Origin of the sequence: Sphingomonas sp., assembly GCF_036388215.1 — a bacterium.
GTDB lineage: Bacteria > Pseudomonadota > Alphaproteobacteria > Sphingomonadales > Sphingomonadaceae > Sphingomonas.
Map to the genome: position 1 here is coordinate 83,629 of NZ_DASVSH010000026.1, position 15,931 is coordinate 99,559.

Consider the following 15,931-nt stretch of genomic DNA (forward strand, 5'->3'; position numbering starts at 1 on the left):
TAGCGGCTTCCCCGGGCCGAGCCTATTCCTCGCCCATCCTGAGCGCCGCGATAAACGCCTCTTGCGGAATGCTCACGCTGCCATATTCCCGCATCCGCTTCTTGCCTTCTTTCTGCTTCTCCAGCAGCTTCTTCTTGCGCGTCGCGTCGCCGCCATAGCATTTGGCGGTCACGTCCTTGCGCATCGCCGCGATCGTCTCGCGGGCGATCACCTTGCCGCCGATCGCCGCCTGGATAGGGATCTTGAACAGGTGGCGCGGGATCAGGTCCTTGAGACGCTCGCACATGCCGCGCCCGCGGCTTTCGGCGGTGCCGCGATGGACGATCATGCTGAGCGCATCGACCGGCTCGTTATTGACCAGGATGCCCATCTTGACGAGGTCGCCGGCGCGGTGGCCGATCTGTTCGTAATCGAAGCTGGCATAGCCACGGCTTATGCTTTTCAGCCGGTCGTAGAAATCGAACACCACTTCGTTTAGCGGCAGCTCATAGGTCACCTGCGCGCGACCGCCGACATAGGTCAGGTTCTTCTGGATGCCGCGCCGCTCCTGGCAGAGCTTCAGGATCGAGCCCAGATATTCGTCGGGCACATAGATCACCGCCTGGATCCACGGTTCCTCGATTTCGGCGATGCGCGTGGGATCGGGCATGTCGGCGGGATTGTGCAGCTCGATATTGCCGGCATTGTGCGCGAGCTCGATCTTGTAGACCACGCTCGGCGCGGTCGTGATCAGGTCAAGATCATATTCGCGGGTCAGCCGCTCCTGGATGATCTCCAGATGGAGCAGCCCCAGGAATCCGCAGCGAAAGCCGAAGCCCAGAGCCGCACTGGTCTCCATCTCGAACGAGAAGCTGGCGTCGTTGAGCCGCAGCTTGGAGATGCTCTCGCGCAATTTTTCGAAATCAGCGGCATCGACCGGGAAGAGCCCGCAGAACACCACCGGCTGGACTTCCTTGAAGCCCTCTAGCGCCTGCGCCGCAGGGCGCTTGGCATCGGTGATCGTGTCGCCCACGCGGGTCTGCGCGACTTCCTTGATCTGCGCGGTGATGAAGCCGATTTCGCCGGGACCGAGGTCGCTGAGCTGCTCGATCTTTGGGCGGAAGCAGCCGACCCGATCGACCAGATGGACCGAGCCTTCCTGCATGAACTTGATTTGCTGGCCCTTGCGGATCGATCCGTCGATCACGCGGATCAGGATGACGACGCCCAGATACGGATCGTACCAGCTATCGACTAGCATCGCCTTGAGCGGCGCGTCGGCGTCGCCCTTGGGCGGGGGGATGCGCTCGATCACCGCATCGAGCACTTCCTCGATGCCGATCCCCGATTTGGCGCTGGTAAGCACGGCGTTGGATGCGTCGAGTCCGATGATCTCCTCGATCTCGGCGCGCACTTTCTCGGGTTCGGCAGAGGGCAGATCGACCTTGTTGATCACCGGGATGATCTCGTGATCATGCTCGATCGATTGATAGACATTCGCCAGCGTCTGCGCCTCGACGCCCTGCGCGGCGTCGACCACCAGCAGCGCCCCTTCGCATGCGGCCAGGCTGCGGCTCACTTCATAGGCGAAGTCGACATGGCCGGGGGTGTCCATCAGGTTGAGGACGTGCCCCTTCCAGTCGAGGCGCACGGTCTGCGCCTTGATCGTGATCCCCCGCTCCTTCTCGATATCCATATTGTCGAGGACTTGCGCGGACATTTCGCGGGCCTGAAGGCCCCCGGTGGTCTGGATCAGGCGGTCGGCCAGCGTCGATTTGCCATGATCGATGTGCGCGATGATGCTGAAATTGCGGATGCGGGAGAGTTCGGTCGCCATGTTGGTGGCGCGTTAGCAGGGGCGAGGCGCATTGCGAAGGGCTTGCGGGCAGGCCTGGCCGGGGCTGCGAAGCTCAGCGGCGCTCGAATTCGCGCATGCCGCTCAGCCGATTGCCCGCCAGGCGGATGTTCGAGCGGCTCAGATCGGCGACGAAGGCCGGATTGCCCGGGGCGCCGGGGGCCATGCTGGCGACATTGTCGGTCACGGTCAGGCCGTTCGAGCCATAGGTCCGCGCCTCCGCGGCGACGACGATGAGCCCCGAGCTGTTCTCCTTGTTCGGCCCCTGCACGAACGTGTTGCGGGCGATGGTGCCAGATCCGCCTTCGGAAAGGTCGATCATGTAGTTGGTGCCCTTGCCGCTGCTGTCGTCGAAGCTGTTGTCGATGATTTCTACCTGTGGAGCTCGGATCTTCACATAATGCCCGCCGGTGCCGCGCTCGAAACGCGAATTGCGCACCGTCACTTTGCCGTTCAGCCCCAGATAGATCGAATGGCTGCAATTCTCGGTCTCGCATTGGCCGAGACCCGCGAAGGTGGTGCGTTCGATAGTGATATTGCGCACGGTCTCGTGTCCCCCGCCGAGAATGCCTTCCTGGCTATCGAGGAACATCGAATTGGTGACGAGCAGATCGCCCATCTCGATGCGGATGCCGGCGCCGTTGCCGTCACTGACGCTGTAGCCGCGGAAGACCAGGCCATCGACTGCCGAGCCGCGCCCGCGAAGGACGAGGGCGGCCTTGTCTTCGCAGGTCTCGCTCTCGAATATCGCCGTGCCGGGCTGGATGGCCTTGAAGGTGATCTTGCCCCCCTGCTGGACGGTGCATTGGCGATAGGTGCCGGGCGCGATCAGGATGGTCGCCTCACTGTCGCGAACCGCAGTCACGGCTTCGTCGAGGGTAGCAAAACCCTCGCCGGTCTCTGCGATCGTGAAGGGAGCACGCGCCTGCTGCGCGGCGGCGGGAGTCGCGAGAGCGAGGAGGAGGATGGCGGGGCGCATGCGGGGAAGTATGCGCCGCGTCGGTTAAGACGATGCTACCTCAGCGTCTGGATGATCCCCGAGAAGTCCTTGTCCGCGCCTTCGCCAGCGACATAGGCTTCGTAAAGCTCGGCGGCACGTCTGCCCATCGGAGTGTCCGCGCCCGTGCTCGCAGAGGCCTCCATCGCAAGGCGGAGGTCCTTGAGCATCAGTGGCGCCGCAAACCCGCCGGCATAGTCGCGATCGGCCGGCGTCTCGGGGCCTATGCCGGGGACAGGGCAATAGCTGGTCATCGACCAGCTCTGCCCGGAGCTTATCGAGGCGATATCATAGAAATTCTGAAGATCGAGTCCGAGCTTTTCGGCAAGCGCGAAGGCTTCGCAAGTGGCTATCATCGTCGCGCCGAGCAGCATGTTGTTGCATATCTTCGCGGCCTGACCCGCGCCGCCTGCTCCCGCGTGGATCATGGCCTTGCCCATGTCCGACAGGAAAGGCTCGGCACGCTCAAAGCCCGCTGCGCTGCCGCCCACCATGAAGGTGAGCGTGCCGGCATTAGCCGCGGCGATCCCGCCCGAGACCGGCGCATCGACCGCCGTCAGCCCCCGTGCTGCGGCGGCTGCGGCGACGCGGCGGGCGGTATCGACATCGATCGTCGAGCAATCGATCAGGATCGCACCGGCTTCGGCCGCATCGAACACAGTTTCGGTATAGACGGCTTCGACATGCTTGCCCGCCGGAAGCATCGTGATGACGGCCTCGGCGCCGGAAATGGCCTCCGCGGCGGTGGCGGCGGGCAGGCAGCCCGCGGCCTTGGCGCGGTCGAGCGCCTCCTGGCTCAGGTCGAACGCGCGGACATCGTGGCCGTTCTTCGCGAGGTTAGCGGCCATTCCGCCGCCCATATTGCCAAGGCCGATAAATGCTATGCGCGCCATTTTACTTCCCCGTCCAATTGCCGGGGCGCTTCTCGACGAAGGCGGCCATGCCCTCCTTCTGGTCCGCCGTGCCGAACAGGGCATGAAACAGCCGGCGCTCGAACTGGACGCCCTGCGCAAGCGTGGTTTCGTATGCGGCGTTGACCATTTCCTTGTTCGCCAAAATCGACAGCGGCGCCATCGCGGCGATCAGCTCGGCGGTCTTGAGGGCGTCCTGGACCAGATCGGCCGCAGGAAGGATACGGCTGACGAGCCCCGCGCGCTCGGCTTCGGCGGCGTCCATCATGCGGCCGGTGAGGCACATTTCCATCGCCTTGGCCTTGCCCACCGCGCGCGTGAGGCGCTGCGAGCCGCCCATGCCGGGAGAGACGGCGAGCTTGATTTCGGGCTGGCCGAACTTGGCGGTGTCGCTGGCCAGGATGAAGTCGCACATCATCGCCAACTCGCAGCCGCCGCCCAGCGCATAGCCCGAGACCGCGGCGATGACCGGCTTGCGGGTGCGGGTGAACGCATCCCAGCCGGCGAAGAAATCATGGCCGTACATGTCGGCAAAGCCCTGCGCCTGCATCTCCTTGATGTCGGCGCCGGCGGCGAAGGCCTTTTCGCTGCCGGTGATGACCGCGCAGCCCTGGGTCGGGTCATTGTCGAACGCCGCCATTGCTTCGAGCAACTCGGACAGAATCCGGCTGTTGAGCGCATTGAGTGACTGGGGCCGGTTTAGCGTGACGAGCGTGACGGCGCCGCGCTGCTCGACGAGGATGGTTTCGTAGCTCATTTTGATCCTTTCGCACGATCCCGATTGCGGACGACCGCGAGGATCGCCAGCAGTGGCAACAGAAGGTAAATCCAGACAAAAAGCTGCAGCAGGAACGCGGGATCGAGCGACAACAGGTTCTGCCACATCACAGTAGGAGAGACGGCGCGCCCTCCGGACATCCCAATTCCGAGTAACACGATGGGCAGCGGAACCACCCATAGGGCTGAGATGGCCAGCGCAATCTTGCCGTTTGTCGTCATAGCGGCGACCACGCCTCATCGGCGGGGAGTGGGGTGAAAAACTGCGCGACATCCGCGGCGGGCGCCCAGGCCGGCGCATTGTCCTTGTCGATCAACAGCGCGCGGACGCCTTCGCGGAAATCGGGGAAGCGGATCATGCGCACCATCAGGCCATATTCCATCCGCATCTCGTCTACGAAATGCGGCTGCTTGGGGCTCTCGACGAGCATGCGGAGCGACACCTTGCAAGCAGTGGGGGACTTGGCGCGGATTGTCGCGGCGGTGTCGGTTGCCCAGGGATCGTCCTCCGCATCGAGGCAGGCCAGGATTTGCTCCAGCTCGTCCGAGGCGAAGCAGCGGTCGATCAGCGGCAGGCGCGCCATGATCGGGGCTTCGGGCGGCATATAGTCCGATGCTTCGTCGAGGATCGCTTCGACGCGGAACGGATCGGCGGCAATGCGCTCCTTAACCGGTCCGAGCCGATCCGAGGAAATATAATGCGTGGCGAGCCGCAAAGCCTTGCACTCGGCGCCATTGAGCCGCGCGCCGGTGAGCGCGAGATATTGGGCGAGCCGGCCGCGGAGGCGCGAAAGGTAGCGCCCGCCGCCGACGTCCGGGAAGATGCCGATCGTGGTCTCGGGCATCGCGAAGACGGTGCGTTCGGTCGCGACGCGGTAGCGGCACGGACACGAGATGCCGACGCCGCCGCCCATGGTGACGCCGTCCATGAAGGCCACACCGGGCTTCGGATAGGTGTACATCAGATGGTTGAGGCGATATTCGTCGAAGAAGAAGGCGCGCGCGGCCTCCTCATGGCCCTCGACGCTGCTGGCGATGCCGACCACATCCCCGCCGGCGCAGAAACCCCGGCCCTCCGCGTGATCGATCAGCACGATGCGGACTTGCGGGTCGTCGCGCCATTCCAGCAGCGCACGAGTCATCGCCTGGACCATCCCGCGATCGAGCGAATGGAGTGCGCGCGGGCGATTGAGGCGTAGGCGGCCGGCCTGCCCATCGGTGTGGGCGCGGACTTCATCATACATCGCAGTCATCATGGCGCCTTAGCGTAGGAACCGGGAGCGGGTTCAAGCCCATCCTTGATCTTGCGGGCGGGCACGCGTTCGCCGGAGCCGTGCGCGATCAGCCAGGCATCCCAATAAGGCCACCACGAACCCTCATGCTTGCTGGCGCTCTCCAGCCACTCGTCGGCAGTCGCGGGCTTGGCGTCGCTGGTCCAATAGCCATGCTTGTTGGCCGCGGGCGGGTTGATCACGCCGGCATTGTGGCCTGAGCCACCCAGGACGTAATCGGCGTTGAGCAGCTTCGCGCCGTCATAGACCGCGCTCCATGCCGAGACGTGGTCGTCCTTGAGCGCGATGACCATCATCGGGGTCTTGATGGCGGCGAGATCGATGGGCGTGCCGTCAATCACGAAGCCGGCGGGCTTGGTCAGCTTGTTGTCGAACAATATATCGCGGTTGTACGATTTGAGAAACGCCGCCGGAATGCGCGCGCCATCCTCGAACCAATAGAGCAGGTCTGAAGCGGGTGCCGGCTTATCGAGCAAATAATGGTTCACCACCGACGACCAGATCAGGTCGTTGGCGCGCATCGCCGCGAACAGGCGCTGGAGCTCCAGGCTGTCGATGAAGCCCTGCGCTTCGAGGTGATCCTCCAGCGCGGTCAGATGGCCTTCGTGCACGAAGGCCGACCAGTCGCGCATGTCGGCGAAATCCACCATCGAGCCGATCAGCGTGGCACTGTTTACTTCCTCGGCGCGGCCTTTGGCGGCGAGATAGGCCAAAGCGATCGCGACGAGCGTGCCGCCGAGGCAGAAGGCGAACAGGTCGGGCCTGGCCTTGGTACGTTTAATGACGATCTGGATGGCCTCGACCACGCCTTCGAGGACATATTCCTGCACGCCTTTGTTGCGCTGCGCCTCTGTGGGATTGACCCAGGAAATGACGAACACCGTGCGGCCCTGATCGACCAGCCATCTTACCAGGCTCGATTTGGGCACGAGGTCGATCATGTAGAAGCGGTTCACTAGCGGCGGCACGTAGAGCAGGGGCTGGGCGGAGACATCCGGCGTGGCGGGATCGTATTGGATCAGCTGGAACAGGTCGTTCTGAAACACGACCTGCCCCGGTGTGGCGGCGATGGTCTCGCCCTTTACGAAGGCGTCCGGATCGGTGCGGCGGCGGACGATGCCCTGGCCGCTCGCCACGTCTTCCAGCAGATTGGCGAAGCCCTGGACTAGGTTTGCGCCCTTGGATTCCTGCGTGCGCGCGACGACTTCGGGGTTGGTCGCGGCGAAATTGCTTGGGGCTATGGCGTTCAGATATTGATCGAGGAGGAAGCGGACCATCGCGCCGCCTTCACCCTTGGCGACCAGCCCGCGGAGCTGATCGGAGGCGAGCAGATAGGCGTCGCGGATGGTGCGGTAATAGGGATCGTCCTGCCATTCGGGCGCGGCGAAGCGGCGGTCGCGCGGCTTCTCCCTTGGGGCGGCCATGGGATTGAGCGCGCGCGTCCAGAACTCGCCCCACTGCCGCGCGGCCTGAAGCTGGACTTCAAGCAGGTCGCCTGGCTTGATTGAGTTCGCGAATTCAGTCGCCGCCTGGACGATGGCAAGGGGATCGAAGGGTAACGTCCCACCCTTTGGCATTGCTTGCATGGCTTTCTGCAGCCGCTGCGTCATGTCCGTGATCACTGACGGGTGAGCTCCCGTCCGACGATCATGCGCATCACCTGGTTGGTGCCCTCTAGGATCGTATTGACACGCAAGTCGCGCCAGAAGCGCTCAATCGGATAGTCCTTGAGATAGCCGTATCCGCCATGGAGCTGGAGTGCGCGGTCGGTCACCGAGCTAGCGGTGTCGGTAGCGAAGCGCTTGGCCATTGCGGCGAATTTGGTCTTGTCGGGCGCGTTGGCGGTCACCTTCGCGGCGGCGAGATAGAGCAGCGCGCGGGCCGCTTCCAGCTCGGTCGCCATGTCGGCCAGCGTGAACTGGGTGTTCTGGAAATCCGCGATGGACTTGCCGAATTGCTGGCGCTCCTTCGTATACGCGATGGCCTCGTCGAGGCAGCGCTGCGCGCCGCCGAGCGACGTCGCTCCGATGTTGAGACGGCCACCGTCGAGCCCCATCATCGCGATGCGGAAGCCCTCTCCCTCGCCGCCGACGATATTCTCGGCGGGGACGCGGACATTCTCGAAGGTCACGCCGGCGGTGGGGCTCGCATTCCAGCCGAGCTTGCGCTCCTTGGCGCCGAAGCTGACACCGGGCATGTCCTTCTCGATCACCAGGCAGCTGATGCCCTTGGGACCCTCCACGCCGGTGCGGACCATGGTGACGTAGATGTCATTGACGCCCGCGCCCGAGATGAACTGCTTGGAGCCGTTGACGACATAATGGTCGCCGTCCCTGACCGCCTTGGTCTTGAGCGCCGCGGCATCCGATCCCGAAGACGGCTCGGTCAGGCAATAGCTCGCCATCCGCTCCATGGAGATCAGCGACGGAAGGTACTTGTCCTTCACTGCCTGCGATCCGAACCGGTCGATCATCCAGGTCGCCATGTTGTGGATCGAGATGAAGGCGCTGGTCGGCACGCAGCCATAGGCCATCGCCTCCATGATCAGCACCGATTCAAGCCGCCCAAGCCCGATCCCGCCCGATTCCTCGGAGACGTAGATCGAGGCGAAGCCCAACTCCGCTGCAGACTTGATCGTGTCACGCGGGAAGATGCTGTTCTCGTCCCACTCCGCGGCATGCGGGGTGATTGCGTCCGCTGTGAACTGGCGCGCCATTTCCTGGATCTGAAGCTGCTCGTCGGTGAGTTCGAACTGGGTAGTCATGGTACCTTCTCATGCAGCACCCGCTCGGCGAACAGCGCGTTGGCGATGCGGGTGTTGTTGCGTTCGTACCAGCGCGGACCGGTAATCCCCTTCTCCCATGCCAGCGCTTCGGCCAACGTGCCGGCGGCGTAAGGAGTTTCGGGAGCCATGCGATAAATCGGATCGGCGAAGGCGCCGTCGGCGGAGATGATTTCCCAGCCATCCTTTCGCAATGCGTCGATCAGGTCGCCGAGGAAGAGCGCAGCCATATCGGTTTCGTGGAGCAGGAGCATGTGCGCGGGCGAGCGCCCCAGCGTGCGGACCATCATCGCGTCGGTGAAGTCGGCGGATTGGACATGCGTCTCGACATAGAGAGCGCGGAGCGCATCCATGTCGATCTTCTTGCCTGCCTTCACAGCCCTCAGCGCCTGATCCTCCATGTTCCAGTCGGAGCCATCGACGGTGACATAGGCATTCAGGAGCCCGCGCGCCTTCAGGCCGGCGCGGATCACATCTCGTTTGGCCATGTCCTTTCCGCCCTCATTGAGGAACGGGTAACGGAACCAGGGACGATGCCCCGGCTGCCTGGAGAGCCAAATCTCGGCCGCATCGATATTGGACAAGTAATCGGCGGCGCTGATATTGGCCAGGCGCGGGTGGGTGAAGCTGTGGTTGGCGAGGACGTGGCCGGCGGCGACATAGTCCTTGATCCGCTGTGTCGCGCCCTTCGTGTCGCCATATTCGGTAAGCTGGCCGGGATTGAGGAAGAAGGCGGCCTGATCCACCTGCTTTTCCTTCAGAACCGCGATCAACCGCTCGCCGCGTTCCTGCGGGGTCAGGAACGCGCCCCGCATTCGCGGCACATCGTCGAAGCTCAGGGCGATCAGCTTCCTATGCTCCTGCGGCGCCGACGCATCGACGGTCGCGATCGGCTCTGCGCGGACCACGAACATCAGTGCGACGATGAAGAGGAGCAGGCGGATCACTGCATCAGCCCATCGTGGGGATCACGAAGGCATTGGCGGCATCGCCCCCAAGGTCATTGGCCCCACCATCGGGCCAGCGCTGGGTGATGGTCTTCGTTTTCGTCCAGAACCTCACGCCTTCCATGCCGTGCTGATTGGTGTCGCCGAATGCGGAGCGCTTCCAGCCGCCGAACGAGTGATACGCCACCGGCACCGGGATCGGCACGTTGATGCCGACCATGCCGACATTCACCCGCGCGGCGAACTCGCGTGCGGCATGGCCGTTGCGCGTGAAGATCGCGACGCCGTTGCCGTACTGGTGCTCGCTGGGAAGCCGCAGCGCGGTCTCGAAATCAGGCGCGCGGACGATCTGGAGGACCGGGCCGAAAATCTCTTCCTTGTAGCTTTCCATGTCGGTCGTGACTCGGTCGAACAGCGACGGCCCGATGAAGAAGCCTTCCTCATGCCCCTGCAGCTCGAAGCCGCGGCCGTCCACCACGAGCTCGGCGCCTTCGTCGACGCCAGTCTGGATCCAGTTCTCGACGCGCTGCTTGTGCGCCGCATTCACCACGGGGCCGTAATGCGCGTCGTTGTCGGTGCTGACGCCGACGCGTAGCGCGGCGATGGCGGGAATGAGCTTTTCACGCAATGCATCGGCGGTCTTGTCGCCGACGGGCACCACGACCGGCAGCGCCATGCAGCGCTCGCCCGCCGAACCAAACGCTGCACCCGAGAGATCGGCGACGACCTGATCGAGATCGGCATCGGGCATGACGATGCCGTGGTTCTTGGCCCCGCCCATGGCCTGAACGCGCTTCCCCGCATCCACACCGCGGCGGTAGACGTAATGGGCGATGTCCGAAGAGCCGACGAAGCTCACCGCGCTGATCGCCGGATGGTCGAGGATCGCATCGACCATTTCCTTGTCGCCGTGGACGACCTGGAAGATGCCGTCCGGCAAGCCCGCTTCGCTGAACAGCTCGGCAAGCCGCACCGGCACTGAAGGATCGCGCTCGGAAGGCTTCAGGATGAAGGCATTGCCGCACGCGATCGCCACGCCGCTCATCCAGAGCGGAATCATCGCGGGAAAGTTGAACGGGGTGATCCCCGCGCCGATGCCGAGCGGCTGGCGCATCGAATAAACGTCGATGCCGGGCCCGGCGCCCGGGGTGTACTCGCCCTTTAGAACATGGGGGATGCCGCAGGCGAACTCGATCACTTCGAGCCCGCGCTGGATGTCGCCCCTGGAGTCCGCGATGACCTTGCCGTGCTCGGACGAGAGCAGATACGCCAGCTCGTCCATGTTAGCTTCGACCAAAGCCTTGAAGTTGAACATCACGCGCGCGCGGCGCTGGGGGTTGGTCGCCGCCCATGCCGGCTGCGCGGCCTGTGCGGCTGCGACGGCGCGGTCGAGATCGGCCTGGACGCCCAGGTTCACCCGCGCCTGGATCTGTCCGGTATTGGGATCGTAAACGTCACCCGAGCGCCCGGCTCCTCCGCCCGAATGGCCAGCGATGACATGGTCGATGATACGCAAAATGCTCTCCTCTCACGCGCCGGCACGGCCGACTCGCGTTTGTAATTAAATTACTTTGGCACAGCGAAGCCGCTCTGTCAGCGGCTCCTGCCTATCGGGACGGGCAGCAGGCGTCCTGCCTCATCCGGAACCTGCAAGACCTCCACCCCGAACGCAGTGCGCAGATTCTCGGGCGAAAGCGCCGCCGCGGCGGGCGCGAATGCGACTATGCGGCCCTGCTTGAGGAGGAGGACATCGTCAGCGGCGCGGGCGGCCTGGACGAGATCGTGGAGGACGATGGCTATGCCCATCCCCTCCCCCGCCAGTACGCGAAGGCGTTCCAGCAAGCCGAGTTGGTGAACCGGATCGAGGCTGGCGAGGGGCTCGTCGGCGAGCAGCCATAAAGGCTGGCCGGCAAGGACGCGGGCGAGAAGCACGCGGGCGCGCTCGCCGCCGGAAAGATCGGCGACCAGGCGATCGGCCAAGTCTTGGACATCGGTCGCGGCCATTGCGCCGGTGATTGCCTCCTGATCGCGCGGCGAGAGCCCTCCAAATGGCGCGCGGTGCGGCAGGCGGCCGAGTGCGACCAGGCTTTCGACGGTTACGTCCCAGTGCACCGCCCCCTCCTGCGGCAGATAGCCGATCGTCCGGGCACGTTCGCGGGAGTCGAGCGCGTCGATGCGCTGGCGGCCGAGGCGGACATCGCCAGGCAGCAGGCCCGCGAGCGCCTTGACCAAAGTGGTCTTGCCCGATCCGTTTGCACCGAGAATGGCGGTGACGCGGCCCGGGCGCAGCACTGCGCTGACATCCTCCAGCACGTTACGTTTGCCCAGGCTGACCGAGAGATTGGTGACAGTCAGATCCATGCCGACCGCCGCATCTTGATGAGCAGAGCGAAAAAGAACGGCGTGCCGATCAGCGCCATTGCGACGCCGAGGCGGATTTCGGTCGCGCCGGGACCGAGGCGGACGAGGCTGTCCGCCGCGAGCACCAAAGCCGCGCCGCCGAGCGCGGAGGGCAGCAGCAGCGCCGAGGGACGCGCGCCTGTCAGCGGGCGCAGCAAATGTGGGACGATAAGTCCGACAAAGCCGACCACCCCAGTAACCGCAACGCTGGCGCCGACCGCCAGCCCCGCGCCAAGCACGATCAGCATCTGCGTCCGCTCAAGCCGCATGCCCATCGAGCGCGCGGCATCCTCGCCCAGCGTCAACGCGTCGAGCGCACGGCCAGTGAAGAGCAAGGCCGCGCAGCCTGCCGCGATGAAGGGCATGGCGAACTGTACTTCGGAGAAGCTGCGATCGGTGAGCGAGCCCATGATCCAGTCGATGATCTCGGCAGTGGCGTAGGGATTGGGGGCGATCGATATAAGGAAGGCGGTGAGCGCGCCGGCCAGACTCGCCAGCACGGTGCCGGCCAGGATGAACGCTACTGTGCTTTGCGAGCGCCAAGCTAGTCCGGCCAGGAGCGCCATCCCTCCGCCGGCCGCCAGCATCGCACTGCCGAAGATGACGAGCGGAGCGCTGGCCGAAAGCAAGACGATCGAGCCGACGGCGCCGAGCGCCGCGGTCGAGGAAACGCCGACCACCGCCGGATCGGCAAGCGGGTTGCGCAAATAGCCCTGAAGCACCGCCCCGGTCAGTCCCAGCGCCGCTCCGACGCCCAGGCCAAGGATCGCGCGCGGCAGGCGCAGCTCCGCGATTATCCACCAGCGCGGATCGGCCGAGAACCAGGCGCTGAGCGGCACCCAGGCCTTGCCTGCCATCAGCGAGGCGGCGAAGAGTAGGGCTACCAGTAGCGACAATATGGTGACGAGCGCGCCTCGGCTCATTGCAAGACGCTCCGCCGGACTTCGGCCAGCCGCGTCATTGCCTTGGCAATCACCGGTCCGCCGCAATTGACCAGTTCGCGCGGAAAGCGCGCCTCCGCGACCTTGCCGCCAAGCCGGGCAAGCGCACGACTGCGGAGTTGCGCCGCGCGCGAGGATGCGGCGCGGCCCGGTTCGTCGGGGACGAGCATCACTTTGGGCGGATCGACCACGACATGTTCGATCGGCAGGTAGCCGGTGAATTGCAGCCCGTAATGCGCGGCGTGATCCGAGAACCCCGCGCGCGTCATCATTTCGTCGAGCAGATTGCCGCCGCCCGAGACGAGATTGCCGCCGATCCAGATCAGCGCGGGGATTTGCGCGCCTCTCCAGCTTGCCGCATCGACGGCCCGATCGATCCGCGCGTTCATCGCCGCGCCTGCCGGGGCGACCCCCAGCGCGCCCGCCAGCTCACTCACCTGCGCCTTGCTCGCTTCGATCGTGAGAGGCGAATCGAGATACAGCGCCTTCAGGCCCGCCCGCGCATAGGCTTCACGCGTCGCGGGCGATGTGAAGCTGCTTGCGATCACCAGTTCGGGCCGCATAGCCACCACCTCTTCGGCCGTGCCGTGACTGACCCGGAAGCGACGGGCGATGCCCAGCGGGATGGAGGTCGCCGCCGGGTCTTGCGAATAATGGCTGATCGCCGAAATCCGCTGCGGCGGCACGAGCTCGACCAATATCGCGTCGGCGCAGGGATTGGTCGAGACGATACCGCCGCCGCGGGGCGGCTGCGCCGCGCAGCCCGCCATGATCAGGCAAAGAAGCGCGGCGCGGTGCATCAGTCGAAGCGCAGCCGGATGCCGGCATGGCCCGAGCGGCCAAGCGTGCCATATCCCGCGACCGTCTGGTATTCTTCGTCGAACAGATTTTCCACGCGGCCATACAACGCCAAGCGTTTGCCCAGCGGCATCTCGACGCGGATGCTCGCCAGCGCATAACCCTGAAGGACCAGCGTGTTCCCCGGATTGTCGAAACTGCGGCCCACCATTGTGAGCGTGCCGCCGATGCTCGGTCCTTCGCCGAAACGATAGTCAGCCGACAGGCTCGCCGAATCACGGGGGCGGCGAATGAGCTCCTTGCCAAGATTAGCCCCCGGCGAGCGATTCTCCGCATTCAGATGCGTATAGCTGCCCCGCACTTCCAGGTCGCCGAACAGTTGGGCGCTGAGCTCCAGCTCCACCCCCTCGGTCCGCGTCCGCGCGATATTGGCGTACGTGAAAGTGCCGAGATCGAAATCGATCTGATTGGCCGTGTTCCGGCGGAACCATGTCGCCTTCAGTGTCGCCGCTCCGCCGAGCAGCCGTTGCTCGGCGCCAAGATCGTAGCTGCGCGCAGTCTCCGGTTGCAGCCCGGGCGTGCCATAGAAGCTGTAGAGCTGATAAAGCGTCGGCGCCTTGAAGCCTTCGCTATAGCTGCCGCGCAGGATCGTCCCCCAGGCCGCGCGAAACGCCGCGCTGAGGCCGAAGCTGGCATGGCTGCCGAAGGTCTGGTGATCGTCATTGCGTAGGCCGGCGGTGAAGGTCGCTCCATCGGCCGGGCTGACGATCGCCTGCCCATAGAAGCTGGTGACGCCGGTCGCGGCGAAGGTCGTGCCGTCGTTGAAGCGGCTGTCCTCATGCTCGACGCCGAACACGGCTTCCAATCCCTCCCCGGGGCGCGCGACACCCTGATATTCATAGCGCTCGCTGCGCCCGCGGCCGATGAACGTCGGGGCCGCGCCAAAGGCCGGATCGAAATTGTCCCGATCGATTCGGGCGATCGAGATGCTCAGCCGGTTGCGCAGCGCATCATCGAGCAGGGCGGCCTTGAACCCGGCATAGCCATAGAGCTCCTTCGCAGTCGAATATTCGGCCGTGTCGGCAAAGGAATAAGCGGGCGGGGGAAAGCCGTCGAGCTCGGTGCGGCTGTTGGCATAATATCCCCGCAGATCGACGGAGACGCTCGGGGACAGATCGGCTTCGACGCGCCCGCTCGATCCGAATTGGCGATAGCCGTCGGCCTCGGCGCCATTCGCGGCGGCGGAGATGCCGTCGGTGCGCGCATAGCCCGCCGTGACCGTCGCGCGCACCTTCTGCCCCCCCCGGCTCAGCGCCGCATTGGCGAACAAGCTGTTCTGCGAGCCATATTCGGCGTTGCCGGACGCCTCGAAGCCATAATCGCCATCGCGGGTGACGACATTGACTACGCCCCCGATGGCCTGGCTGCCCCAGACCACGGAGTTCGCGCCGCGCAATATTTCGACGCGCTCGATCGATCCGGCGAGCAAATTGCCGAAATCGAAGCCGCCCCCGGGCGAGGAAGGATCATTGACTCGCACTCCGTCGAGAAGAACCAGCGTCTGCTCGGCCTCCGCGCCGCGAATGCGCACTCCGGTGAAGCCCCCCAGCCCGCCGTTGCGGGACACCGTCACGCCGGGGGTGGTGCCCAGCAGGTCGGAAAGCGCTACCGTCTGCCGCCGCTCGATCTCCTCGCGCTCAATCAGCGTCACTGCGCGACCCACATTCTCCGGCAGCTCACCGATGCCCGATGCGACGACGATGATATCGGTGCGGCGTCGATCCGCGATGACGATTTCGTCCTCGGGGACAGGCGCGTTCTGGGCACATGCTGGATCGGCGGCAAAGGCCGCGCCGGCGAACAGTAAAATATGGAACTTCTTCATCACAAGACACCCTTTTTCAGGGTCGCCTTGGCCTGGAAAAGGCGCGGGCGACCCGGTTCGGTGTCGCTCACGCAAGGGGTTTCGCCCTCGTTCGCCCGGTGCACCCCGCCCGCGCAAAGGAATCGACCGTGACGGGCAGGTCTCCTGGCTCCCGGGTCAATGCTGGCGCGCCGCCTTCCCGAGCTTGCGCTCAGTGGCATCGTGGCGAACCAGCTCGCCGGTCACAGTTGCGGGGGCAGCCTCGGCATCAGCCAAGCGACAGCTTGCGCTGCACGCTGGACCACCGAGTTCCCTTTTGATCCCCTTGCGAGGAACCTGTCACACATTCGCCCTAGGCCGTGGGCCGGCCAGGCGCAACCCCGTGGAA

General features: G+C 64.8%; 14 protein-coding genes and 1 riboswitch. All 14 genes read right to left on the reverse strand.

What is annotated here, in order from left to right; translation table 11 throughout:
* Window positions 1-22 precede the first annotated feature (22 nt).
* Entirely contained in the window at window positions 23-1,816 is a 1,794-nt protein-coding gene (lepA, locus tag VF617_RS09910) for a translation elongation factor 4 (protein WP_331014719.1), read from the reverse strand.
* Window positions 1,817-1,889: 73 nt separating this feature from the next.
* On the reverse strand, window positions 1,890-2,813 hold the full coding sequence (locus VF617_RS09915; RefSeq protein ID WP_331014720.1) for a right-handed parallel beta-helix repeat-containing protein: 924 nt from the start codon (window positions 2,811-2,813) through the stop codon (window positions 1,890-1,892).
* 35 nt (window positions 2,814-2,848) lie between these two features.
* Complete coding sequence (gene mmsB, locus VF617_RS09920; protein ID WP_331014721.1) at window positions 2,849-3,808, reverse strand: 3-hydroxyisobutyrate dehydrogenase; 960 nt, start codon at window positions 3,806-3,808, stop codon at window positions 2,849-2,851.
* Window positions 3,726-4,499 (reverse strand): enoyl-CoA hydratase, encoded by a 774-nt coding sequence (locus VF617_RS09925; RefSeq protein WP_331014722.1) that lies wholly within the window; start codon window positions 4,497-4,499, stop codon window positions 3,726-3,728. The genes mmsB and VF617_RS09925 overlap by 83 nt, the downstream gene beginning before the upstream one ends.
* Entirely contained in the window at window positions 4,496-4,741 is a 246-nt protein-coding gene (locus tag VF617_RS09930) for a hypothetical protein (RefSeq protein ID WP_331014723.1), read from the reverse strand. The genes VF617_RS09925 and VF617_RS09930 overlap by 4 nt, the downstream gene beginning before the upstream one ends.
* Window positions 4,738-5,763, reverse strand: coding sequence for an enoyl-CoA hydratase/isomerase family protein (locus tag VF617_RS09935; protein ID WP_331014847.1), 1,026 nt, complete (start codon window positions 5,761-5,763; stop codon window positions 4,738-4,740). The genes VF617_RS09930 and VF617_RS09935 overlap by 4 nt, the downstream gene beginning before the upstream one ends.
* An 8-nt stretch (window positions 5,764-5,771) precedes the next feature.
* On the reverse strand, window positions 5,772-7,397 hold the full coding sequence (locus VF617_RS09940) for a PHA/PHB synthase family protein (protein WP_331014724.1): 1,626 nt from the start codon (window positions 7,395-7,397) through the stop codon (window positions 5,772-5,774).
* A 32-nt stretch (window positions 7,398-7,429) separates the two neighbouring features.
* A complete protein-coding gene (locus tag VF617_RS09945) occupies window positions 7,430-8,575 on the reverse strand; it encodes an acyl-CoA dehydrogenase family protein (protein ID WP_331014725.1) in 1,146 nt (381 codons plus the stop codon).
* Window positions 8,572-9,540 carry a polysaccharide deacetylase family protein gene (locus VF617_RS09950; protein ID WP_331014726.1) on the reverse strand — a complete coding sequence of 323 codons (969 nt, stop codon included), beginning with the start codon at window positions 9,538-9,540 and terminating at the stop codon, window positions 8,572-8,574. The genes VF617_RS09945 and VF617_RS09950 overlap by 4 nt, the downstream gene beginning before the upstream one ends.
* Before the next feature lie 4 nt (window positions 9,541-9,544).
* On the reverse strand, window positions 9,545-11,056 hold the full coding sequence (locus VF617_RS09955; protein WP_331014727.1) for a CoA-acylating methylmalonate-semialdehyde dehydrogenase: 1,512 nt from the start codon (window positions 11,054-11,056) through the stop codon (window positions 9,545-9,547).
* Between the two features lie 77 nt (window positions 11,057-11,133).
* Window positions 11,134-11,901, reverse strand: coding sequence for an ABC transporter ATP-binding protein (locus tag VF617_RS09960; protein ID WP_331014728.1), 768 nt, complete (start codon window positions 11,899-11,901; stop codon window positions 11,134-11,136).
* Window positions 11,892-12,863, reverse strand: coding sequence for an iron ABC transporter permease (locus tag VF617_RS09965; protein ID WP_331014729.1), 972 nt, complete (start codon window positions 12,861-12,863; stop codon window positions 11,892-11,894). Before VF617_RS09965 ends, VF617_RS09960 begins: the two co-directional genes overlap by 10 nt.
* The gene (locus VF617_RS09970; protein ID WP_331014730.1) at window positions 12,860-13,681 is read right to left on the reverse strand and encodes an ABC transporter substrate-binding protein; all 822 of its coding nucleotides are present in this window, start codon (window positions 13,679-13,681) and stop codon (window positions 12,860-12,862) included. The genes VF617_RS09965 and VF617_RS09970 overlap by 4 nt, the downstream gene beginning before the upstream one ends.
* Window positions 13,681-15,564 (reverse strand): TonB-dependent receptor plug domain-containing protein, encoded by a 1,884-nt coding sequence (locus VF617_RS09975; RefSeq protein WP_331014731.1) that lies wholly within the window; start codon window positions 15,562-15,564, stop codon window positions 13,681-13,683. Before VF617_RS09975 ends, VF617_RS09970 begins: the two co-directional genes overlap by 1 nt.
* A 117-nt stretch (window positions 15,565-15,681) precedes the next feature.
* A riboswitch (cobalamin riboswitch) is annotated at window positions 15,682-15,898 on the reverse strand.
* Window positions 15,899-15,931: the final 33 nt, after the last annotated feature.

What these genes read in the sequence shown, in the direction of transcription:
- lepA (WP_331014719.1), bottom strand. Translation starts at nt 1,816, where the DNA reads ATGGCGACCGAACTCTCCCGCATCCGCAATTTCAGCATCATCGCGCAC.
- VF617_RS09915 (WP_331014720.1), bottom strand. Translation starts at nt 2,813, where the DNA reads ATGCGCCCCGCCATCCTCCTCCTCGCTCTCGCGACTCCCGCCGCCGCG.
- mmsB (WP_331014721.1), bottom strand. Translation starts at nt 3,808, where the DNA reads ATGCCCTGTTCGGCACGGCGGACCAGAAGGAGGGCATGGCCGCCTTCG.
- VF617_RS09925 (WP_331014722.1), bottom strand. Translation starts at nt 4,499, where the DNA reads ATGAGCTACGAAACCATCCTCGTCGAGCAGCGCGGCGCCGTCACGCTC.
- VF617_RS09930 (WP_331014723.1), bottom strand. Translation starts at nt 4,741, where the DNA reads ATGACGACAAACGGCAAGATTGCGCTGGCCATCTCAGCCCTATGGGTG.
- VF617_RS09935 (WP_331014847.1), bottom strand. Translation starts at nt 5,763, where the DNA reads ATGTATGATGAAGTCCGCGCCCACACCGATGGGCAGGCCGGCCGCCTA.
- VF617_RS09940 (WP_331014724.1), bottom strand. Translation starts at nt 7,397, where the DNA reads ATGCAAGCAATGCCAAAGGGTGGGACGTTACCCTTCGATCCCCTTGCC.
- VF617_RS09945 (WP_331014725.1), bottom strand. Translation starts at nt 8,575, where the DNA reads ATGACTACCCAGTTCGAACTCACCGACGAGCAGCTTCAGATCCAGGAA.
- VF617_RS09960 (WP_331014728.1), bottom strand. Translation starts at nt 11,901, where the DNA reads ATGGATCTGACTGTCACCAATCTCTCGGTCAGCCTGGGCAAACGTAAC.
- VF617_RS09965 (WP_331014729.1), bottom strand. Translation starts at nt 12,863, where the DNA reads ATGAGCCGAGGCGCGCTCGTCACCATATTGTCGCTACTGGTAGCCCTA.
- VF617_RS09970 (WP_331014730.1), bottom strand. Translation starts at nt 13,681, where the DNA reads ATGCACCGCGCCGCGCTTCTTTGCCTGATCATGGCGGGCTGCGCGGCG.
- VF617_RS09975 (WP_331014731.1), bottom strand. Translation starts at nt 15,564, where the DNA reads ATGAAGAAGTTCCATATTTTACTGTTCGCCGGCGCGGCCTTTGCCGCC.